This is a genomic window from Pseudomonas sp. 57B-090624, assembly GCF_003234055.1.
In the GTDB taxonomy this organism is placed as follows: Bacteria; Pseudomonadota; Gammaproteobacteria; order Pseudomonadales; family Pseudomonadaceae; genus Metapseudomonas; species Metapseudomonas tohonis.
This window is the reverse complement of record NZ_QKRU01000097.1, coordinates 1-21,042: the sequence shown is the minus strand read 5'-3', so window position 1 is coordinate 21,042 and position 21,042 is coordinate 1. Positions and strand designations below refer to the sequence as shown.

Sequence of the window (21,042 nt, the reverse complement as noted above, 5' to 3'; positions counted from 1 at the left end):
GCCCTCGAACTCGCCCCACCCAACGCCGGCAACCGCGACGACGACCTGATCAGCCAGCGGGTCGCCCACAACCTGCTGCGCCTGCGCAGCAAGCGGCAACTGTCGCTCGACGCCCTGGCGCGGCTCTCCGGCGTGAGCCGGGCGATGCTGGCGCAGATCGAGTCCGGGCGCAGCGTCCCGTCCATCAAGGTGCTGTGCAAGGTCGCCCAGGGGCTCAAGGTCTCGGTCGCCGCCTTCCTCGACGACCGCGCCTTCTCCGGTGTCGCGGTGTTGCCGGCGGCGCAGAGCAAGCGCCTGGTCAGCGCCGGCGAGGGCTTCGTAAGCCGCGCGCTGTTCCCCTTCGAGGTGAAGCGCCAGGCCGAGTTCTACGAAGTGCGCCTGGCCGGCCTCACCACCGAGGAAGCCCAGCCCCATGCGCCGGGCACCCAGGAGAACCTGGTGGTCGCCCAGGGCGTGCTGGAAGTCAGCGTCAACGACGAGCGCTACCTGCTCTCCACCGGGGACTCGATCCTCTTCTACGCCGACCAGCCCCACAGCTACCGCAACCCGGCCAACAGCGAAGCGGTGATCTACCTGGTCATGACCTACCCGGAAAGCCTGGATTAGGCCGGCGCCAACAACGCTTTTGTGGGAGCGAATTCATTCGCGATGGAATACCGGCCATTCGCAGCCCTGTGCCTGCGGCGGGTCTTTCGCGGCTGAAGCCGCTCCCACTGAGGGGTATGAACCTGTGAGTCGGGTGCAAGGCCGGTGATGGGTTTCGCTGCGCTCTACGCCATCCTACGGTCCGGTCATGGCCGCGCGAGATGAAAAAAGCCCGGCCCAGGTTTCCCTGGCCGGGCTTTTTCATGGGGGCGGTGTCAGCAGGTGCAGCACATCACCGGCATGCCGTTGCAGCTCATCATCATCGGCATGCCGCACTCCATCATCTTCATCATCAGTGCGCAGCAGTTCTTGAACATGTCCATGTTCATGCCCTGCATCGGCATCATCTTGCACAGCATGCCGTTGCCCTGCATGGAGCAGGTCATCATGCACTTCATCGACGGCATGGGCATGCCCATCATCATCGGCATCATGGTCATCTGCGGCATGCCCATCATGGGCATCATCGCCATGCCGGCCTGGGACATGCACATCATCGACATGTTGCCGCAGTGCATCATCATCGGCATGCCGCAATCCATCATCATCGACATCATTTCGCAGCTGTTGCGGAACATGGCCATGTCCATGCCGGCGGCCGGCATCATGGTGCATTCCATGCAATCGTCCATCATCGTGCAGGACATGGTGGCCATCATCATCGGCATGCCCATGGGCATCATCATGCCGTTCATGTTCATGCCGGCGTTCATCGGCATCTGCATCGCGTTCATCATGTTCAAACTCCCTGAAGCCAGAATTGTTCGGATGGGTCGAAAGGTTTCGTGGGGCCGATTCTAGGCGGCGCGGCAGGGCCAACAAGATGCGCATGGAGCAGCGATCGAGCCCGCCTCGGCAGCGCCCATGACGGTATGGCAGGGAGTTTCGAAGCAGGGGCGTCCATTCGTCTGCCAAAGCGAACGGACAGGGCGTGGGGAAGGCCGGATCGACGTTATGGATATTCACTTCAGCGCTATGCAAAGAACTGAAGTGAATAATCGATCTAACCAGCCGCCGGTTTTTCGCGGCGAGGCGGAGGGCGCTGCATCAGATGCCCCAGCGCGCCGCCTTCAGGCTCTCGCCCAACTGGTGTGGTTGCAGCCGTGCGGGGCGACGCTGGAGGATTTCCAGCAACTGCTGCAGGCCGTCCCCCAGGCGCTGGCGCAGGTCGTCGGCCAGGGCTCCCCCCTGCTCGTCATAGGTGACCTGGGCATCGACGGCGAAGATGCCGTGCAACACCTGCTGCGCCTTGAGGGCCGAGAGCACCGGCTTGAGCGCGTAATCCACCGCGAGCATGTGGGCCAGGCTGCCGCCGCTGGCGATGGGCAGCACCGGCTTGTCGCACAGGGCGCGCTCCGGCAGCAGGTCGAGCAGTGTCTTCAGTGCGCCGGAGAAGGACGCCTTGTACACCGGCGTGGCGATCACCAGCGCATCGGCGCCGGCCACCGCCTCGATCAGCGCCTGCACATCGGGGCTGTCGAAGCGCGCGTGGAGCAGGTCCTCGGCCTTGAAGTCATGGATGCCGAAGTGGCGCACGGTGGCGCCGTGCTCGACGAGCCAGCGCTGGCCGTGGGCGAGGATCACGCCGGAGCGTGAGCGCAGGCCGGGGCTGCCGGCGAGGGTGACGATCCGCATGCTGCGCTCCTCAGGCCGCCTGGCCGGTGGCGGGGGTGTCGTGGCCGGTCAGCTCGGTGAGCAGTTCTTCCTTGAGCTTCTGCAGCAGCGGCGAGGCGCGGTCGCGCGGGTGCGGCAGGTTGACCCGGATCTCGTGCCTGATGCGCCCCGGGTGCGAGTCGAGGACGATCACCCGGTCGCCCAGGTAGAGCGCCTCCTCGACGTCGTGGGTGACCATGATCATGGTGCTGCGCTGCTGGATCCAGATGCGTTGCAGCTCGCGCTGCAGGTGCACGCGGGTGAGGGCGTCGAGGGCCCCCAGGGGCTCGTCGAGCAGCAGCACCTTGGGCTTGTTCACCAGCGCCCGGGCAATGGCCGCACGTTGCGCCATGCCGCCGGAAAGCTGGTGCGGCCAGGCGTTCTCGAAGCCCTGCAGGTTGACCAGGGCGATGTGCTCGGCCACCAGGCGCTCCTTCTCGGCGGCGCTGAGGCGGTGGTTCTTCAGGGCCAGGGCGATGTTCTCGCGCACCGTCATCCAGGGGAACAGGCGGTGGTCCTGGAACACGATGCCGCGCTCCAGGCTGGTGGCGGCGATGCGCTGGCCGTCCAGGAGGATCTCGCCCTCGTAGTCGTTCTCCAGGCCGACGATCAGCCGCAGCAGGGTGGATTTGCCGCAGCCGCTGGCGCCGACGATGCTGACGAACTCGCCGGGGGCGACCTTCAGGTCGATGCCTTCGAGCACCGGCAGGGTGCGGCCTTCGATGCGGTACTGCTTGCTCAGGCCGCGGATCTCCAGGGCACCGGTCAGCGTGTGGGGCTGCCCCAGCGGGGCCTTCTGTGGGAGTGCTGTCATGGTCATCAACCTGCGTTCAACGGGTGTTGCGCCAGCGCAGCAGATGGCGCGCCAGGCGGGAAAAGGTGAGGTTCATCAGGTAGCCGAGCAGGCCGATGCAGAGCACCGCGAGGACGATCACCTCCATGCGCGAGCCGGCTTCGGCGCTCATCATCAGGTTGCCCAGGCCGGCCCCGGAGGAGAGGAACAGCTCGCTGCCCACCGCCGTCACCCAGGCGAAGGCCAGGGCGTGCAGCAGGCCGGTGGCGATGCTCGGCAGCGCGGCGGGCAGCAGCACGTGGCGGAACTGCTGCAAGGGGCCCAGCTCGAAGACCCGGCCCACCTCGCGGTAGCGCTTCTCCACCTGGGTGAAGCCCTCGTAGGTGTTGAGCACCATCGGGTAGAAGGCGGCGAGGGAGACGATCAACACCTTGGAGAATTCGCCATTGCCGAACCACATGGCGATCAGCGGGATCCAGCCCAGCATCGGCACCTGGCGGATGGAGTGGAACAGCGGGCCGATGACCCGGTCGGCCACCTTCGACAGCGCCATCAGCACACCCAGGCCCAGGCCGAACAGCACGCCGAACAACAGCCCGCCGCTGGTGCGCGCCAGGCTGGCGAAGAGATTGACCAGCAGCTCGCCGTTGCCCAGCAGCTCCACCAGCGCCTGGCCGATGCGGCTCAGCGGGACGAAGGCATAGGCGTTGGCGGCGTCCTGGCGCGACAGGGCTTCCCAGCCGGCCACCAGGGCCAGCGGCAGCACCAGGCCACGCAGGCGCGGCAGCCATGAAAGGATTCGGGACATGGGCATCTCCTAGCGCGACTGCCAGCGGAACAGGCGACGTTCCAGCAGGCGGAAAACGAAATCGAGGCTGAAGCCGATCACCCCGGTGACCAGCACGCCGACCATCACCACATCGATGCGCAGCATCTGCCGGCCCATCTCGATCATCTGCCCCAGGCCGCTGTCGGCGGCCAGCAGCTCGGCGGCCACCAGCACCACCCAGGCGCGGGTCAGGCTGATGCGCAGGCCGGTGATGATCGGTGGCGCGGCAGCGGGGAAGGCCACCTCGCGCACCAGGGTCGGCCAGCTCAGGCGATACACGTCGGCCACCTCGAAGTAGCTGCGCGGGATGGCCTTCACCCCCTCGCTGGCGGCCAGGGCCACCGGGAAGAACGCCGCCTTGGCGACGATGACGATCTTGAAGGTCTCCTCGATGCCGAAGAACAGCACGAACATCGGGATCAGGGCGATGCTGGGAATCTGCCGCAGGCAATGGAACAGCGGGCCGCAATAGGCCTCCACCTGTTTCGACAGCGCCATCAGCACGCCGAAGGCCAGGCCGCCAGCGGCGCCGAAGCAGAAGCCCAGGCCCAGGCGCGACAGGCTGCCGCCCAGGTGCTCCTGCAGCTCGCCGCTCTGCAGCAGCTCCTCGAAGGCCTGCAGCACGTGCAGCGGCGGGATCAGCAACTGGCGCGGGAACAGGCCGGCGTCGGCCACGATGGCCCATAGCGCGAGCAGCGCCAGGGGCGAGATCAGCCAGGTGAGCGCACCCGGCAGGCGTTTCAGGGTCGCGGTCATGTCAGGCCTCGTTCAACAGCGAAGGGGCGGGTGCCGGGGGCCGTCGCCGGGTGCGCAGCCAGCAGGCGAGGGCGGTGGCCAGCACCAGGGGAATCCAGCAGAGGAACAGGTTGCCGAGCCCGACCAGGTGGCTGACCAGCCCGCCGAGCATGGCGCCGCCGAAGCCGCCGAGCATGGTGGCGAGGTTGAACAGGCCGGAGATCTTGCTCTTGTCCATGGCGTGGCTGGCCAGCTGCGCCATGTTCACCAGGTGCACCTGCGCCGCGGCGATGCTCAGCAGCACCGCGCCCAGGGCCAGCAGCCAGTAGTGGTGGGCCAGGCCCAGCAGGGCCAGGGCCGCCACCGCCGCCAGCAGGCTGGAGCCATAGGCGAAGGCGCGGCCGCCGAGCTGCACCAGGCGGCCGAGGCCGAACAGGGCGAGCACCGAGGCCAGCCCCTGGATCATCACCAGGCTCACCGCCTGGCCCTGGGTCAGCCCGGCCACCTGCATGGCCAGCAGCAGGATGAAGGTGCCGTAGAGCGAGCCGGTGGACGCGCTGACCGCCTCGATCAGGCAGCTCTCGCCGATCGCCGGGTTGCCCAGCATGCTGCGCACCTCATCGAGCAGGCCGGTGCCCGGCACGCTGGCCACGGCCTCGTCGCCGGCGTCCTCTTCCCAGAAGCCCAGGCTGTAGGCGGCCATGGCGCCGAAGCACAGGCCGATCACCACGAAGCCCAGGGTGAAGCTGCCGGTGCCGCTCAGGGCGTTGCCCAGCAGCGGGCCGATCAGGCCCATGCCCAGGGTCAGCGCGCCGCGGTACCAACCGGCCTTGGCGTGGCCGATGTGGCGCAGCTGGCGGAGGAAGGCGCTGTTCATCGAAACGATGCGGAAGGGGATGCACAGGCCGATCAGCAGCCGCGCCAGCGCCAGCCACAGCCAGCTGGCGAACACGGGGATCAGCAGGTTCAGCAGCATCGGCCCGAGGCTGGCGAGGAAGTACACCCGCCGCGCGCCGAATCGGGCGATGACGAAGCCGGCGGGCAAGGTGACGAAGATCATCCCCAGGGATTCCATGGCGGCGATCACGCCGATCTGCATCGAGTTGGCGCCCAGCTCCAGTGCATAGAGGGTGGTGACGATCTTCGCCATGCCGATGGTGGCGCCGCTGAAGGCGGCCAGCAGCAGGAAGTTGAAGAGGAAGGCGGATGGCCGCTGGCTCATGGTCGCGCCCCGCATTGCGGGAACGGCGCCGTGACGGGCGAGGGTGGAACGGGTATCGGCAGCATGGGTTGGATCCTGGGCGAACAGCTGGCGGTCGGTAGCGCAAGGCGCATCGACCGCATGGGCCAGGTGACATAGCAGCATGCGTGCCGCTTTTTGATTTCAACTCAAGCCATTGAATTAAAAGGGATTTATTTTGATGGGCGGCGCGATTGCGGATGCCGTGCTGCAAGGCCAGCAGCCCGGTGCTTGCGCGGTGTTGCTGGGGCAGCAGTGCAGCGACAGGGTGTGTTTGTTTGGGGGCGCGGCGGAGCACACGCGGGTTTCCGCCTTCATCCTGTAGGCGCGAATTCATTCGCGATGCGGTGCCATCAGCCACCCTCGGACTCGCCCGAAATGTAGGGTGGACCACGCTCTATCGGTCCACCAATCGCGGTCATGCGGGGCTCCGCTGGTGGATGAAAAAAGCGTCATCCACCCCACAGGGGCAACCGCAAGGCCCGGGGTCTGTAAGGTGGGCCGGGCGGCGCTCCGCTTCAGCCCACCAACTCCGCGCAAAGGCTTCGCGAGCAGCGCTCGCTCTTGCGGTGAGGTCTTCGCTCGTCAACTGTTGCTCCAGCAACACCTGACCAACAGATTGCCTGCTCCAGCAGCCATGAAGTGTTGGGCAAAAACTCTATCTCGTTGAATTTGAAGGAAATAAAAATCAGGCACGGCTTGTGCTTTGTCTCTTGGCAAGCAAGGTCGCGGGTGTTCGCGATCCAACAGCACGAGCAGAGAGCCATGTCCCAAGACGTCATTTCCGCCCCCTATGCCCTGGGCATCCCGGACGCCCACATCATCCGCAGCGATGCCGAGGCCATCGAGGTCGCCCACCGCGTGGCAGCCTTCCTGCTGGAGGGCGACGCCGAGCGCGACCGTACCCGCGAGGTGCCGCCGGAGGTGGTGGACGTCTTCTCCAACAGCGGCCTCTGGGGCATCACCGTGCCCAAGGTGTTCGGTGGCGCGGAGGTGAGCTACGCCACCCTGGCCGAGGTGATCGCCATCATCTCCGCCGCCGACGCCTCCCTCGGGCAGATCCCGCAGAACCACTACTGCCTGCTGGAAGACATCCGCCTGCAGGGCACCTACGAGCAGAAGCGCGTGTTCTTCGGCCTGGCGCTCAAGGGCAACCGTTTCGCCAACGCCCTGTCGGAGACCGGCGGCAAGAACGTGCAGGACATCCAGACGCGCATCCGCCGCGACGGCGACGCTCATGTGATCAACGGCCGCAAGGGCTACTGCACCGGCTCGCTCTACGCCCACTGGCTGGCGGTGCTGGCCGTCGACGAGGACGACAAGGGCCAGCTGGCCTTCGTCCAGCGTGGCAGCGAGGGGTTGGTGGTGGTCGACGACTGGTCCAGCATCGGCCAGCGCAACACCTCCAGCGGCACGGTACTGGCGCAGAACCTGCGGGTGCCGGCCGAGCACCTGTTCCCCACCTACCGCTCCTACGAGAGCCCGACCCTGGCCGGGCCCTTCGCCCAGATCACCACCGCCGCCATCGACGCCGGCATCGCCCGCGCCGCCCTGCGCGACACCCTGGCCTTCGTCCGCGAGCACGCGCGCCCCTGGATCGACGCCGGGGTGGAGAAGGCCAGCGAAGACCCGCTGACCCTGATCCAGATCGGCAACCTGGGCATCCGCCTGGAGGCCGCCGAAGCCTTGCTGGAACGCGCCGGCAAGGTGATGGACGCCGCGCGCCCGGCGCCGGATGCCGACAACGTCGCCCTGGCTTCCATCGCCGTGGCCAAGGCCAAGGTGCTGACCACCGAGATCGCCATCGAGGCCGCCAACCGCCTGTTCGAACTGGGCGGCACCCGCTCCACCCTGCAGCAGCACAACCACGACCGCCACTGGCGCAACGCCCGCGTGCACACCCTGCACGACCCGGTGCGCTGGAAGTACCACATCGTCGGCAACTGGCTGCTCAACGGCGTCAAGCCGCCGCGCCACGACTGGTCCTGAGGCGCCCCATGAGCAAGCAGATCCGCCTCAACGCCTTCGCCATGAACACCGTCGGCCACCTGTCCCCGGGCCTCTGGCGCCACCCGCGCGACCAGGCGCGGCGCTACACCGACATCCACTACTGGATCGAGCTGGCGCGCACCCTGGAGCGCGGCAAGATCGACGGCCTGTTCATCGCCGACGTGCTGGGCGTCTACGACGTCTACCACGGCGGCCCCGAGCACGCCCTGCAGCACGCCGCGCAGGTGCCGGCCAACGACCCGCTGCAACTGGTGCCGGCCATGGCCGCGGCCACCGAACACCTGGGCTTCGGCGTCACCGCCTCGGTGTCCTTCGAACACCCGTACCCCTTCGCCCGGCGCATGAGCACCCTGGACCACCTGACCCGTGGCCGTGCCGGCTGGAACATCGTCACCTCCTACCTGGAAAGCGGCGCGCGCAACATCGGCCTCACGCAGCAGCCCAACCACGCGCAGCGCTACGCCCTGGCCGCCGAGTACCTGGAGGTCTGCTACAAGCTCTGGGAAGCCAGCTGGGAGGATGACGCCGTGGTCGCCGATGCCGAGCGCGGCGTCTACGCCGACCCGGCCAAGGTGCACCCCATCGCCCACAAGGGCGCGCACTTCCAGGTGCCCGGCTTCCACCTCAGCGAGCCCTCGCCGCAGCGCACCCCGGTGCTCTACCAGGCCGGCGCCTCCAGCCGGGGCAAGGCCTTCGCCGCCGGCAACGCCGAGTGCGTGTTCGTCGCCGCGCCCACCCGGCACATCCTCCGCAACCAGGTCGCCGACCTGCGCCGCCAGGCCGAGGCCAACGGCCGCAAGGGCAGCGACCTGCTGGTGTTCAACCAGCTCACGGTGATCGTCGCGCCCACCGACGCCGAGGCCCAGGCCAGGCTGCGCGAATACCGCGAGTACGCCAGCCAGGACGGCGCGCTGACCCTGATGTCCGGCTGGACCGGCATCGACTTCGGCCAGTACGCGCCGGACCAGGTGCTGCGCCAGGTCGAGAGCAACGCCATCCAGTCGGAGGTGGACGCCTTCACCGCCGCCGACCCGAGCCGCACCTGGACCACCGCCGAGATCGCCGACTACTGCGCCCTGGGTGGCGACGGCCCGCTGCTGGTGGGCTCGCCGCAGAGCGTCGCCGACGAACTGCAGGCCTGGGTCGAGGAAACCGACGTCGACGGCTTCAACCTCTCCAGCATCGTGGCGCCGGAAACCTTCGTCGACATCGTCGACCTGCTGGTGCCGGAGCTGCAGGCGCGCGGGCTGTTCAAGCGCGAGTACGAAACCGGCAGCCTGCGCCACAAGCTGTTCGGCCAGGGTGACCGCCTCGCCGAGCCGCACCCGGCGGCGCGCCTGCGCAGAAGGGGCGACGCATGAACGAACTGCTCGCCAACCTCGACTGGGTGGAGATCGGCCAGGCCTGCATCGACACCCTGACCATGCTCGCCCTGGCCCTCGGCTTCACCGTGCTGCTGGGCCTGCCCCTGGGCGTGCTGCTGTACCTCACCGGCAAGAAGCAGTTGCACGAGAAACCCGGCTTCTACCGCCTCGCCTCGGCCCTGGTGAACATGCTGCGTTCACTGCCCTTCATCATCCTGCTGATCGTGATGATCCCGCTGACCACGCTGCTCACCGGCACCTCCCTCGGCGTCGCGGGGGCCATCCCGCCGCTGGTGGCCGGCTGCACGCCGTTCTTCGGCCGCCTGGTGGAAACCGCCCTGCGCGAAGTCGATCGCGGCCTGGTGGAGGCCACCCAGTCCATGGGCGCCAGCACCTGGCAGATCATCTGGCACACCCTGCTGCCCGAGGCGCGCACCGGGCTGATCGCCGCCGTCACCGTCACCGCCATCGTGCTGGTGGACTACACCGCCATGGCCGGGGTGATCGGGGGCGGCGGGCTCGGCGACCTGGCCATCCGCTTCGGCTACCAGCGTTTCCAGACCGACGTGATGGTGGTCACCGTGGCCCTGCTGGTGGTGCTGGTACAGGCCCTGCAGATGAGCGGCGACCGCCTGGTGGTGCGCTACAGCCGCCGCTGAATCCCTATCCCGCGCGGCAGCCGGGTCCCGCTGCCGAACACGGCCCCACGTCCGCCCCACGACGGCCAACCCAACACTGCCCCAGGAGCAACACCCATGAAAAAGGCTATCGCCGTACTGGCCGCCGTCGTCGCTTTCACCGCCCAGGCGGGCGAGAAACTGGTGGTGGGCGCCACCCCCGTGCCCCACGCGGAAATCCTCGAATTCGTCAAACCTGCCCTGGCCAAGGAAGGGGTCGACCTGGACATCAAGGTGTTCACCGACTTCATCCAGCCCAACGTGCAGCTGGCGGAGAAGAACCTCGACGCCAACTACTACCAGTACCGCCCGTTCCTCGATGAGTTCAACAAGAGCCGCCACACCGACCTGGTGCCGGTGGTGGGCATCCACATCGAGCCCTTCGGCGCCTACTCCACCAAGATCAAGTCGCTGGACGAGCTGAAGGACGGCGCCTCGGTGGCCATCCCCAACGACCCGGTCAACACCGGCCGCGCCCTGGTGCTGCTGCACGAGGCCGGGCTGATCAAGCTGAAGGACCCGAGCAACACCCTGGCCACCCAGCGCGACATCGCCGAGAACCCGAAGAAGCTGAAGATCCGCGAACTCGAAGGCGCGCTGCTGGCCCGCTCGGTGAGCCAGGTGGACCTCGCCTTCGTCTTCGCCAACTACGCCCTGGAAGCCGGCATCGACACCAACAGCGCGCTGATCGTCGAGAAGGGCAAGGACCTCTACGCCGAGTTCCTCGTCGCCCGCCCCGACAACCGCGAGGACCCGGGCGTGCAGAAGCTGGCCAAGGCGCTGAATTCGCCGGAGGTCCGCCAGTTCATCCTCTCCCGCTACAAGGGCCAGATCGCCCCGGCGTTCTGACTCACCGGCCCCGTGCCGGCCGCCCTCCGGGGTCAACGGCGCGGGGCGTAATCCGCAACCCAAGGCCACACCATGACCAACGAAACCGAACCCAAGGTTCTTCGTGATGAAGCACCGCCGCTACACCCGGCGGCGCTGATCGAGAACGATGCCCAGGCCCTGCTCGCCGCCCACGAAGTGGCGAAGCTGGCCAAGGAAGGGGCTGCACACCGTGACCGCGAACGCCTGCTGCCCTGGCGCGAGCTGGAACTGTTCACCCGGCTCGGCCTGGGTGGCATCCGCATCCCGCGCGCCTACGGCGGCGCCGAGGTGTCCTTCGTCACCCTCGCCGAGGTGTTCCGCATCCTCTGCGCCGCCGACCCGGCGCTGGGGCAGATCCCGCAGAACCAGTTCGGCCTGCTCAGCGTCATCGAGTACGTCGGCAGCGAGGCGCAGAAGCGCAAGGTCTTCGCCGGCATCCTCGAAGGACGCCGCCTGGCCAATGCCGGCCCCGAGCGCAACACCAAGCACACCCTGGAAATCAAGGCGCGCATCACCCGGGGTGACGCCGGGCTCGAGGTCAGCGGCGAGAAGTTCTATTCCACCGGCGCGCTGTTCGCCCACTGGGTGGCGGTCAAGGCCATCGACGACAGCGGCGCCGGCGTGCTCTCCCTGGTGGAGCGCGGCGTGCCGGGGCTTGCCATCGTCGACGACTGGTCCGGCTTCGGCCAGCGCACCACCGCCAGCGGCACCGTGCTGCTGGACCGCGCCCCCGTGGCCGACGACCTGGTGTTCCACAACGGCCGCCTGGCCGAGGTGCCGAGCATCCAGGGCGCGCTGTCGCAGCTGATCCAGGCGGCCATCGACGCCGGCATCGCCGAGGCCGCCATCGACGACGCCATCGCCTTCATCCGCGAGCGCTCGCGGCCCTGGGTCGACGCCGGCGTCGAGCGGGCCAGCGAGGAGCTCTACACCATCGCCGAGATCGGCCGCCTGAAGGTCGAGCTGAACGCCGCCAACGCACTGCTGGAACGTGCCGGCCAGGTGCTCGACGAAGTCGCCGCCGCGCCCATCGATGCCGAGGCCGCCGCGCGCGCCTCCATCGCCGTGGCCGAGGCCAAGGTGCTCACCACCGAGGTCGCGCTGCTGGCCAGCGAGAAGCTGTTCGAGCTGGCCGGCAGCCGCGCCACCCTCGCCGAGTTCAACCTCGACCGCCACTGGCGCAACGCCCGCGTGCACACCCTGCACGACCCGGTGCGCTGGAAGGTCCACGCCGTTGGCAACTACCACCTCAATGGCGCCTTCCCGGCGCGTCATTCCTGGATATGAGGCAGCGCCCATGACCCTCCTGCAACCGCAACAGGGCCCGGCGGTGGCCATCATCCGCGACGACGCCGAGGCGCTGGCCGTGGCCCGCCAACTGGCCGGGCAATTCCGCAGCGGCGCCGCCGAGCGCGACCGCGAACGGCGCCTGCCCCATGCCGAGCTCGACACCTTCAGCCGCTCCGGCCTGTGGGGCATCACCGTGCCCCGTGAGTTCGGCGGCGCCGGCGTGTCCCGCGTCACCCTGGCCCGCGTGCTGGCGATCATCTGCGCCGCCGACAGCTCCATCGGGCAGATCCCGCAGAACCACTTCTACGCCCTCGAAGTGCTGCGGGTGAACGGCAGCGAGGCCCAGCAGCGCCGCCTGTTCGGTGCCGCCCTGGCCGGCGAGCGCTTCGGCAACGCCCTGGCGGAGATCGGCACGCGCACCTCCAACGACCGCATCACCAAACTGGTCGCGGATGGCGATGACTTCCGCATCCAGGGCCGCAAGTTCTACTGCACCGGCGCGCTCTACGCCCAGCGCGTGCCGACCCTGGCGGTGGGCGAGGACGGCCACCAGCATTTCGCCTTCGTCGAACGCAACGCGCCGGGGCTTTCCATCGTCGATGACTGGTCCGGCTTCGGCCAGCGCACCACCGGCAGCGGCACCGCGATCTTCGACGACGTGCCGGTGGCCGCCGAGGACGTGGTCTCGTTCCAGGCCGCCTTCGAGCGCCCGACCACGGTCGGCCCCTTCGCCCAGATCCTCCATGCCGCCATCGACGCCGGCATCGCCCGCGAAGCCTACGAGGACGCCCTGGCGTTCGTGCGCACCCGCTCGCGGCCGTGGATCGACTCGGGGGTGGACAAGGCCAGCGAGGACCCGCTGACGATCCACGAGTTCGGCCGCCTGGCCATCCGCCTGCACGCCGCCGAGGCCATCCTCGACCGCGCCGGGCGCATCCTCGACGCCGCCACGGCGGAGCCGACGGCCGAGAGCGTGGCCGCCGCCTCCATCGCCGTGGCCGAGGCCCGCGCGCTGACCACCGAGGTCTCGCTCAGTGCCGGCAGCAAGCTGTTCGAACTGGCCGGCACCCGCGCCAGCCTCGCCGAGCACAACCTCGACCGCCACTGGCGCAACGCCCGGGTGCACACCCTGCACGACCCGGTGCGCTGGAAGTACCACGCGGTGGGCAACTACTACCTCAACGACGTGCTGCCACCGCGCCGGGGGACGATCTGATGGCGCGCAAGCAGATCCTCCTCAACGCCTTCAACATGAACTGCGTGGGGCACATCAACCACGGCCTGTGGACCCACCCGCGCGACCGCTCCACGGACTACCGCAGGCTCTCCTACTGGACGGAGCTGGCGCAGCTGCTGGAGCGCGGGCTGTTCGACGGGCTGTTCCTGGCGGACATCGTCGGCGTCTACGACGTCTACCAGGGCAACGTCGACCTGACCCTCAAGGAGAGCATCCAGCTGCCGGTCAACGACCCGCTGCTGCTGGTCTCCGCCATGGCCGGGGCGACCCGCCACCTGGGCTTCGGCCTCACCGCCAACCTCAGCTACGACGCGCCCTACCTGTTCGCCCGGCGCATGAGCACCCTGGACCATCTCAGCGAAGGCCGCGTGGGCTGGAACATCGTCACCGGCTACCTGGAAAGCGCGGCGCGGGCCATGGGCATGACCCGGCAGGTGGAGCACGACCGCCGCTACGACCAGGCCGACGAATACCTGGAGGTGCTCTACAAGCTCTGGCAGGGCAGCTGGGAGGAGGGCGCGGTGCTGGGCGACCGCCAGCGGCGCATCTACGCGCAGCCGGAGAAGGTGCACAAGGTCCACCACCACGGCGAGTTCTACGACGTCGAGGGCTACCACCTGTGCGAGCCCTCGCCGCAGCGCACGCCGGTGCTGTTCCAGGCCGGCTCCTCGGCGCGCGGCCTGCGTTTTGCCGGCGAGCACGCCGAGTGCGTGTTCATCAGCGGCAACAACAGGGCCGCGACCCGTGCCCAGGTGGACAAGGTGCGTGCTGCGGCCGTGGCCGCCGGCCGTGATCCGCAGGCGGTGAAGGTGTTCATGGGCATCAGCGTGATCGTCGCGCCCACCGAGGCCGAGGCCCGCGCCAAGCATGCCGAGTACCTGGCCCACGCCAGCGCCGAGGCGGGCGTCGCCCACTTCGCCAGCTCCACGGGCATCGACTTCGCCGAATACGGCCTGGACGAGCCCATCCGCCCGGTGAAGACCAACGCCATCGAGTCGGCCACCAACAAGCTGCGCGAAAACAGCCTGACCCGTCGCCAGCTCCTGGAACAGCATGCCCTGGGTGGCCGCTACATCCTGCTGGTGGGCTCGCCGACCCAGGTGGCCGACGAACTGCTGGCCTGGGTCGACGAGACCGGGCTGGACGGCTTCAACCTCACCCGCATCGTCACCCCGGAAAGCTACGCCGACTTCATCGACCTGGTGATCCCCGAGCTCCAGGCCCGTGGCGCCTACAAGACCGCCTACGCCGACGGCACCCTGCGCCACAAGCTGTTCGGCGCGGGGGATCACCTGCCGGCGGACCATCGGGGAGCCCGTGTGGGAGCGAATACATTCGCGAATCGGCCCGAAGGGGCGACCCCGGACTCCCAGGGAAAGGCTGCGCCTTCCATCGCGAATGAATTCGCTCCCACGACCTGAACCCATTACCCAAGGATAGAAACCATGCCCAAGCACACCCTCAAGACCCTGGCCCTCGGCCTGCTGCTGGCCGGCGGCATCGCCCAGGCCGCCGACCAGCCCCTCAAGCTCGGCACCACCGCCGCCTTCGCCCCGCCCCTGGAAGTGGCGGTGGAGGAGGCCGCCAAGCAGGGCCTCAAGGTCGAGCTGGTGGAGTTCACCGACTGGAACACGCCGAACATCACCCTGGCCAACGGCGACATCGACGCCAACTACTTCCAGCACACGCCCTTCCTGGAGAACGCCAACAAGGAAGGCGGTTTCAAGCTGAAAGCCTTCGCCCCCGGGGTGATCAACAACGTCGGCCTGTATTCGAAGAAGTACAAGGCCATCGCCGACCTGCCCGAGGGCGCCAAGGTGGCCATCGCCAACGACCCCATCAACGGCGGTCGCGGCCTGCAGCTGCTGCAGAAGGCGGGCCTGCTGAAGCTCAAGGAGGGCGTGGGCTACAAGGCGACCCTGGACGACATCGTCGACAACCCCAGGCACATCGACATCATCGAGCTGGAGGCCGTGCAGCTGGTGCGCGCCCTGGACGACGTCGACCTGGCCCAGGGCTACCCGCACTACATCCGCCTGGCCGGCACCCTCGACCCCAACAGCGCGCTGCTCTTCGACGGCATCGAGAACAAGGAGTACGTCATCCAGTTCGTCACCCGTGGCGATTACCAGGACGACGGCCGCCTGGCGAAGTTCGTCGACGTCTACCAGCACTCGCCGCAGGTGCGTGCGGCGCTGGATAAGGCCCACGGTTCTCTCTACCAGCCCGGCTGGCAGTGACGCCCCTGGGATAGGCGTGGGAGCGAATTCATTCGCGAAAGGAGCGCGCAGCGCGCCCAGGGTGACCCCTGCAGGGCAGCCCTGCGGCCTGCATCGCGGATGAGTCCGCTCCCACGGTTCTTGCGTCGCTCAGCATGTAGCCCGGGCTACTGACTGCGAAGCGTTTTAGTGGATCCCCGCGTTCGCGAGGATGACCGGAATGGAGAGGTCCCGCCCGCCCCGTCATTCCCGCGAACGCGGCAATCCAGTGAACAGCCAATGGGGTAGGCGAGGCCGCGGAGCCTGGCTTCACACCTGAATCAGAGAGGCCCTTATGGTCAGTTTCAACCGCAACATCAGCCTGGACCTGCCGCACATCCGCCTGCAGGGGCTGGGCAAGGCCTATCAGGGCAACCAGGGGCCGGTGCAGGCATTGCAGGGCATCGACCTGGAGATCCGCCGGGGCGAGGTGTTCGGCATCATCGGCCGCAGCGGCGCCGGCAAGTCGTCGCTGATCCGTACCCTCAACCGCCTGGAGAAGCCCTCGGTGGGCCAGGTGGTGATAGACGAGGAAGACATCGGCACCTTCGACGAGAAGCAGCTCGTGCTGCTGCGCCGCCGCGTCGGCATGATCTTCCAGCACTTCAACCTGATGTCGGCCAAGACCGTCTGGCAGAACGTCGCCCTGCCGCTGAAGGTGGCAGGCGTGGCCAAGGCCGATATCGAGCGCAAGGTCGCCGAGCTGCTGGCCCTGGTGGGCCTGTCGGAGAAGCGCGACGCCTACCCGGCGCAGCTGTCCGGTGGGCAGAAGCAGCGTGTCGGCATCGCCCGCGCGCTGGTGCACCAGCCGCAGATCCTGCTCTGCGACGAGGCCACCTCGGCGCTGGACCCGGAAAGCACCCAGTCGATCCTGGCGCTGCTGCGTGACATCAACCGGCGCCTGGGCCTGACCATCGTGCTGATCACCCACGAGATGGGCGTGATCCGCGAGATCTGCGACCGCGTGGTGGTGCTGGAGCGCGGCCGGGTGGTGGAGCAGGGCGAGGTCTGGCAGGTGTTCGGCGACCCGCAGCACGCGGTCACCCGTACCCTGCTGGGCACCCTGCGCCATGAACTGCCGGATGATCTGCAGGATCGACTGACCGGCGAGCCGGTGCCCGGCGCCGACCTGCTGCTGGACCTGCACTTCACCGGCGCCAGCGGCCGCGAGCCGGACCTGCTGGCCATCACCCAGGCCCTGGGCACGCGGGTGAGCCTGCTGCATGGCGGCATCGACCGCATCCAGGGCCGCGCCCAGGGGCACCTGCTGGTGCGCATCGCCGATGTGGGGCAGGGCGGTGCCTGGGTGCTGGAGCAGGCCCATCACCTGGCGGACAAGGCGGAGGTGCTCGGCTATGTCGCCCATGCTTGACCGCCTGCTGCAGGGCATTCTCGACACGCTGCTGATGATCGGCGCCTCATCGCTGATCGTGTTCCTGGTGGGCATTCCCCTGGCGCTGGTGCTGGTCACCACGGGGCCGGGCGGGATCTTCGAGGCGCGCCTGGTCAATCGCTCGCTGGGCAGCGTGGTCAACGTGCTGCGCTCGATCCCGTTCCTGATCCTGATGGTGGCGCTGATCCCCTTCACCCGGCTGATCGTCGGCACCAGCTACGGCGTCTGGGCCGCCGTGGTGCCGCTGACCATCGCCGCCACGCCGTTCTTCGCGCGCATCGCCGAGGTGAGCCTGCGCGAGGTGGACTTCGGCCTGGTGGAAGCGGCCCAGGCCATGGGCTGCCAACGCCGCCACATCATCTGGAACGTGCTGCTGCCGGAGGCGCGGCCGGGCATCGTCGGCGGCTTCACCATCACCCTGGTGACCATGATCAACTCCTCCGCCATGGCCGGTGCCATCGGCGCGGGCGGCCTGGGCGACCTGGCGTATCGCTACGGCTACCAGCGCTTCGATACGCAGATCATGCTCACGGTGATCATCCTGCTGGTGGTGCTGGTGACCCTGATCCAGTTTGGCGGTGATCGCCTGGCGCGGCTGCTCAACAAGCGCTAGAAAAACTAACTGCGTTGCCGCTGCGGCGTTGAAAACGGCTGCCTCGTCTACGTTTTTCAATGCCTTGTTAAGTGGGCGAAGGCTCCTCGGGCGTGTCGGGCACCTCGCGCTTCACGTAGCGATGGGCGCCGCAGCGTGTGCAGCGTTGACAGAGCATGGGCTCGGCGCCCACGTCGGTTTCGTGTCCTTCGGTCCAACTGCATCCGAACAGAAAGCAATGGAGTCGCATGTAACCTCCCGGGGCTCGCCCCGATCAACCAGGCAGGGGTTGGGGTGCAGTGCATGCGCCTTGTTGTTGTGCGTGTCGGCCAGGGGAGCATCCCTGCTGCGGTCTAGAACGGACAACCTAAATTGCCGGCGGCGGGCGATCCGCCACTTCAGGGTGTTGCGCATCAGCGGTTCCTCTCGCGGTCCAGCAGGCCTCCCAGCCAGTCGATGAAGGCCCGCACGCGGCGGGGCAGGTGGCGGTGGGCGTAGAGCAGGTTGAGCGGCAGCGGCGGCGCCGGGTAGCCCGGCAGCAGCTCCACCAGGGCGCCGCTGGCCAGGTGCTCGCGCAGGCCCATGCGTGGCGCCTGGATCAGCCCCAGGCCGCCGAGGCAGGCGCCCTCGTAGGCATCGGCGTTGTTCACCGTCAGGTTGCCGGCCATGGCCACGCGGTGGACCCTGCCGCCCAGCAGGTACTCGAAGCCATCGGGCCGCGCGCCGAGCACCGGCAGGTAGTGCACCAGGCGGTGCCGGGCGAGGTCGTCGAGGCTGTGCGGCGTGCCGTGGCGGGCCAGGTACTCGGGGCTCGCGCAGTTGACCATGGGCATGGCGCCGAAGGCGCGCGCCACCAGGGTCTCGTCCACCAGGTTGCCGGCGCGCAGCACGCAGTCGAAGCCCTCGCGCACCAGGTCGACGCGGCGGTCGGTGCCGCTCAGTTCCAGCTCCAGGCCCGGGTGGGCGTCGAGGAACTCCCCCAGGTGCGGCATCACCACCTGGCGGGCGATGCGGCTGGGCATGTCCACCCGCAGGCGGCCGGCGAGCACTTCGCCGTCCTGGCGGAACATGCCCTCCAGCTCGTCCATCTGCGCCAGCAGCGCCTTGCTGCGTTCATACAGCGCCAGGCCATCCTGGGTCGCCTGCACCTTGCGCGTGGTGCGTTGCAGCAGGCGCGCGCCCAGCAACTGCTCCAGGGCCTGCACCTGTTCGGAGACACTGGAGCGGGGCAGGCCGAGGCTTTCCCCGGCCTGGGTGAAGCTGGACAGCTCGGTGACCCGGGCGAAGGTACGCAGCAGTTCGAGCTTGTTCATGGCCCGCTCTCGTTTGTTCGGTTGGGGCGATCAGTATTTCCGATTTGGCGGCGTTTATCAGTATCCGTCCGGACAATAAGCTGGCTCCACTTCCAACCCATCCAGGAGCCCCCCATGACCCGCAAGATCGCACTCATCACCGGCGCCAGCCGTGGCCTCGGCAAGAACGCCGCCCTGCACCTGGCGGCCCAGGGCGTCGACATCATCGGCACCTACCACAGCAAGGCGGACGAGGCCCAGGCCGTGGCCCGCGAAGTGGAGCGCCTCGGTGGCCGCGCCCGCATGCTGCGCCTGGACGTGAGCGACAGCGCGGGCTTCGGCGCCTTCGCCGCCCAGGTGAGCGAGACCCTGCAGCGGGACTTCGGCCGCGAGACCTTCGATTTCCTGGTGAACAACGCCGGCATCGGCATCCACGCCAGCTGCGCCGAGACCACCGAGGAGCAGTTCGACACCCTGGTGAACATCCAGCTCAAGGGGCCGTTCTTCCTCACCCAGAAGCTGCTGCCGGTGCTGGCCGACGGCGGACGCATCATCAACGTCTCCACCGGGCTGGCGCGCTTCTCCCTGCCGGGCTACGGCGCCTACGCGGCGATGAAGGGCGGCATCGAGGTGTGGACCCGCTACCTGGCCAGGGAGCTGGGCCCGCGCGGCATCACCGTCAACGTGCTGGCCCCCGGCGCCATCGAGACCGACTTCGGCGGCGGCGTGGTGCGCGACAACAGCCAGGTCAACGGTTTCATCGCCAGCAACACCGCCCTGGGCCGTGTCGGCCTGCCGGACGACATCGGCGGCGCCATCGCCATGCTCCTCTCCGACGGTGGTCGCTGGATCACCGGCCAGCGCATCGAAGCCTCGGGCGGCATGTTCCTCTGATCGACCCCAGGGAAAACAGCGGCTGCGCTTCTGGACACCCGGGCGGCGGTTCCAGGCAAGTCCCGGCCCGCCGTCCTGCCTATGGTGGCCGCTCGATTCCGCCAAGCCTGGAGCTCACATGTCCGATTTCATCACCGTCCTGCGCGAAACCTGCCCCGTCCCCGTGGTCGACGCCACCAAGTGGAAACGCATCGGCGGCGACCCGCACACGGTCAACCTCAACGCCTACCTCTCGGCCGACGGCAGCAAGATCATGGGCACCTGGATCTGCACCCCCGGCACGTTCGAGGTGAACTACGAGAAGTGGGAGTTCTGCCACTTCCTCGAGGGCTACTGCATCATCACCCCCGAAGGCGAAGCGCCGGTGCACCTGCGCGGTGGCGACGTCTTCGTCATCGAACCGGGCATGAAGGGCACCTGGGAAGTGGTGGAGACGGTGCGCAAGTACTTCGTCTTCGCCTGACCGTGAAACGCTGGGTGCCGGGCGTGGCACCCAGCTTCACGGGGCGTCGGGTGGATGGCGCTTTTTCATCCGGCGGAGTCGGGACCGGCACAGGCTTATGCCGGGGCCTCGCATGGATGGGTTTCGCGGAGCTCGCGGAACGCCGCCCGCCCATCCTACGGTGAGGTTTCCCGCCCTCACCCCAGGCTCAGGCTCCCCTGCTTGCAGCACCTCATCAACGCCGCCTCCAGCTTGCGGTCCGGCATCGCATGGGCCCGCAGGCTGTTGACGGTCTTTTCCACGTAGTCACGGGTGGTGCCGTAGTGCCCGCAGGCACCGGCGAAGACCTGGGTGAGCACGTGGTCCGGCAGGGCGCCGGCGTAGCAGGGAAGGTTGCGCCGCAGCACGAAGCCCAGCGCCTGCACGCGCTGTCCATCGGCCAGGTGGCAGCTGAGCCAGCGCGGCTCGTAGCCGGCGTCGGGCATCTCGCGTTGCCAGAGGGCGAAGAGGTGTTCGTGCAATTGCTCGTCGGGCAGGCGGTAGGCGAAGCCCGCGCAGGAGCCGCCGCGATCCAGGCCCAGCACCAGGCCGGGGGATTCCGGGGTGCCGCGGTGGATCTGCGACCAGAGGTAGAGCCCGCGGTGATAGCCGTGGATGCGTGCCCGCCGGGTTTCCACCGTCGGGCATTCCGGCCGCCAGATCAGTGAACCGTAGGCGAACAGCCAGACCGGCCCGCCACGGTGGGCTTTCATCGTCGCTTCGAGGGAGGCCAGCAATTCGCCGGGGGTCAACCGCACCGGCTGATCCAGCTGGGGCGGGGAGGGCGGG

At 68.3% G+C, this 21,042-nt stretch carries 22 protein-coding genes; 13 read left to right on the top strand and 9 right to left on the bottom strand.

The features are described from left to right. The first annotated feature begins 45 nt into the window (after positions 1-45). Positions 46-606 (top strand): helix-turn-helix domain-containing protein, encoded by a 561-nt coding sequence (locus tag DMX10_RS29280; protein ID WP_111264406.1) that lies wholly within the window; start codon positions 46-48, stop codon positions 604-606. 254 nt (positions 607-860) lie between these two features. On the opposite strand, the gene DMX10_RS29275 is transcribed toward DMX10_RS29280, so the two are convergent. The 6 genes from DMX10_RS29275 to DMX10_RS29250 form a co-directional block, all read right to left on the bottom strand. Beyond that, positions 861-1,382 (bottom strand): hypothetical protein, encoded by a 522-nt coding sequence (locus DMX10_RS29275; RefSeq protein WP_111264403.1) that lies wholly within the window; start codon positions 1,380-1,382, stop codon positions 861-863. Positions 1,383-1,692: 310 nt separating this feature from the next. Next, positions 1,693-2,280, bottom strand: coding sequence for an NADPH-dependent FMN reductase (gene ssuE, locus DMX10_RS29270; protein ID WP_111264402.1), 588 nt, complete (start codon positions 2,278-2,280; stop codon positions 1,693-1,695). A 10-nt stretch (positions 2,281-2,290) separates the two neighbouring features. Further along, positions 2,291-3,112 carry an ABC transporter ATP-binding protein gene (locus DMX10_RS29265; RefSeq protein WP_111264405.1) on the bottom strand — a complete coding sequence of 274 codons (822 nt, stop codon included), beginning with the start codon at positions 3,110-3,112 and terminating at the stop codon, positions 2,291-2,293. A 16-nt stretch (positions 3,113-3,128) separates the two neighbouring features. Further along, positions 3,129-3,899 carry an ABC transporter permease gene (locus DMX10_RS29260; protein WP_178083030.1) on the bottom strand — a complete coding sequence of 257 codons (771 nt, stop codon included), beginning with the start codon at positions 3,897-3,899 and terminating at the stop codon, positions 3,129-3,131. A gap of 9 nt (positions 3,900-3,908) precedes the next feature. Next, a complete protein-coding gene (locus tag DMX10_RS29255; protein WP_111264401.1) occupies positions 3,909-4,676 on the bottom strand; it encodes an ABC transporter permease in 768 nt (255 codons plus the stop codon). 1 nt (position 4,677) lies between these two features. After that, entirely contained in the window at positions 4,678-6,021 is a 1,344-nt protein-coding gene (locus DMX10_RS29250; RefSeq protein ID WP_236206369.1) for an MFS transporter, read from the bottom strand. A 639-nt stretch (positions 6,022-6,660) separates the two neighbouring features. Here DMX10_RS29250 and DMX10_RS29245 point away from each other — a divergent pair. The 10 genes from DMX10_RS29245 (at position 6,661) to DMX10_RS29200 (ending at position 17,607) form a co-directional block, all read left to right on the top strand. Next, positions 6,661-7,884, top strand: coding sequence for an SfnB family sulfur acquisition oxidoreductase (locus DMX10_RS29245; protein WP_111264399.1), 1,224 nt, complete (start codon positions 6,661-6,663; stop codon positions 7,882-7,884). Between the two features lie 8 nt (positions 7,885-7,892). Further along, positions 7,893-9,266 (top strand): LLM class flavin-dependent oxidoreductase, encoded by a 1,374-nt coding sequence (locus DMX10_RS29240; protein WP_111264398.1) that lies wholly within the window; start codon positions 7,893-7,895, stop codon positions 9,264-9,266. Next, entirely contained in the window at positions 9,263-9,928 is a 666-nt protein-coding gene (locus tag DMX10_RS29235; RefSeq protein ID WP_111264397.1) for a methionine ABC transporter permease, read from the top strand. The genes DMX10_RS29240 and DMX10_RS29235 overlap by 4 nt, the downstream gene beginning before the upstream one ends. Before the next feature lie 96 nt (positions 9,929-10,024). Continuing rightward, positions 10,025-10,795, top strand: coding sequence for a MetQ/NlpA family ABC transporter substrate-binding protein (locus tag DMX10_RS29230; protein ID WP_111264396.1), 771 nt, complete (start codon positions 10,025-10,027; stop codon positions 10,793-10,795). A gap of 72 nt (positions 10,796-10,867) precedes the next feature. After that, positions 10,868-12,103, top strand: coding sequence for an SfnB family sulfur acquisition oxidoreductase (locus tag DMX10_RS29225; RefSeq protein WP_111264395.1), 1,236 nt, complete (start codon positions 10,868-10,870; stop codon positions 12,101-12,103). Positions 12,104-12,113: 10 nt separating this feature from the next. Continuing rightward, the gene (locus DMX10_RS29220; RefSeq protein ID WP_111264394.1) at positions 12,114-13,322 is read left to right on the top strand and encodes an SfnB family sulfur acquisition oxidoreductase; all 1,209 of its coding nucleotides are present in this window, start codon (positions 12,114-12,116) and stop codon (positions 13,320-13,322) included. Next, positions 13,322-14,764 carry an LLM class flavin-dependent oxidoreductase gene (locus DMX10_RS29215; protein WP_111264393.1) on the top strand — a complete coding sequence of 481 codons (1,443 nt, stop codon included), beginning with the start codon at positions 13,322-13,324 and terminating at the stop codon, positions 14,762-14,764. The genes DMX10_RS29220 and DMX10_RS29215 overlap by 1 nt, the downstream gene beginning before the upstream one ends. A 24-nt stretch (positions 14,765-14,788) precedes the next feature. Beyond that, a complete protein-coding gene (locus DMX10_RS29210) occupies positions 14,789-15,583 on the top strand; it encodes a MetQ/NlpA family ABC transporter substrate-binding protein (protein ID WP_111264392.1) in 795 nt (264 codons plus the stop codon). Positions 15,584-15,896: 313 nt separating this feature from the next. Then, positions 15,897-16,973, top strand: a complete 1,077-nt coding sequence (locus DMX10_RS29205; RefSeq protein ID WP_111264391.1) for a methionine ABC transporter ATP-binding protein — start codon at positions 15,897-15,899, stop codon at positions 16,971-16,973. Beyond that, positions 16,957-17,607 carry a methionine ABC transporter permease gene (locus tag DMX10_RS29200; RefSeq protein ID WP_111264390.1) on the top strand — a complete coding sequence of 217 codons (651 nt, stop codon included), beginning with the start codon at positions 16,957-16,959 and terminating at the stop codon, positions 17,605-17,607. Before DMX10_RS29205 ends, DMX10_RS29200 begins: the two co-directional genes overlap by 17 nt. Positions 17,608-17,674: 67 nt before the next feature. Here DMX10_RS29200 and DMX10_RS33495 read toward each other — a convergent pair whose 3' ends face one another. Beyond that, the gene (locus DMX10_RS33495) at positions 17,675-17,836 is read right to left on the bottom strand and encodes a PSPA7_2676 family Cys-rich small protein (protein ID WP_305888072.1); all 162 of its coding nucleotides are present in this window, start codon (positions 17,834-17,836) and stop codon (positions 17,675-17,677) included. Between the two features lie 163 nt (positions 17,837-17,999). After that, on the bottom strand, positions 18,000-18,899 hold the full coding sequence (locus DMX10_RS29195; protein WP_111264389.1) for a LysR family transcriptional regulator: 900 nt from the start codon (positions 18,897-18,899) through the stop codon (positions 18,000-18,002). Between the two features lie 114 nt (positions 18,900-19,013). Between DMX10_RS29195 and DMX10_RS29190 the strand changes: the two genes are divergently transcribed. Both DMX10_RS29190 and DMX10_RS29185 read left to right on the top strand, forming a co-directional pair. Further along, the gene (locus DMX10_RS29190; protein WP_111264388.1) at positions 19,014-19,772 is read left to right on the top strand and encodes an SDR family NAD(P)-dependent oxidoreductase; all 759 of its coding nucleotides are present in this window, start codon (positions 19,014-19,016) and stop codon (positions 19,770-19,772) included. A 118-nt stretch (positions 19,773-19,890) separates the two neighbouring features. Further along, positions 19,891-20,235, top strand: a complete 345-nt coding sequence (locus DMX10_RS29185) for a cupin domain-containing protein (protein WP_111264387.1) — start codon at positions 19,891-19,893, stop codon at positions 20,233-20,235. Between the two features lie 176 nt (positions 20,236-20,411). Here DMX10_RS29185 and DMX10_RS29180 read toward each other — a convergent pair whose 3' ends face one another. After that, entirely contained in the window at positions 20,412-21,023 is a 612-nt protein-coding gene (locus DMX10_RS29180) for a gamma-glutamylcyclotransferase (RefSeq protein ID WP_256604881.1), read from the bottom strand. Between the last annotated feature and the right edge of the window lie 19 nt (positions 21,024-21,042).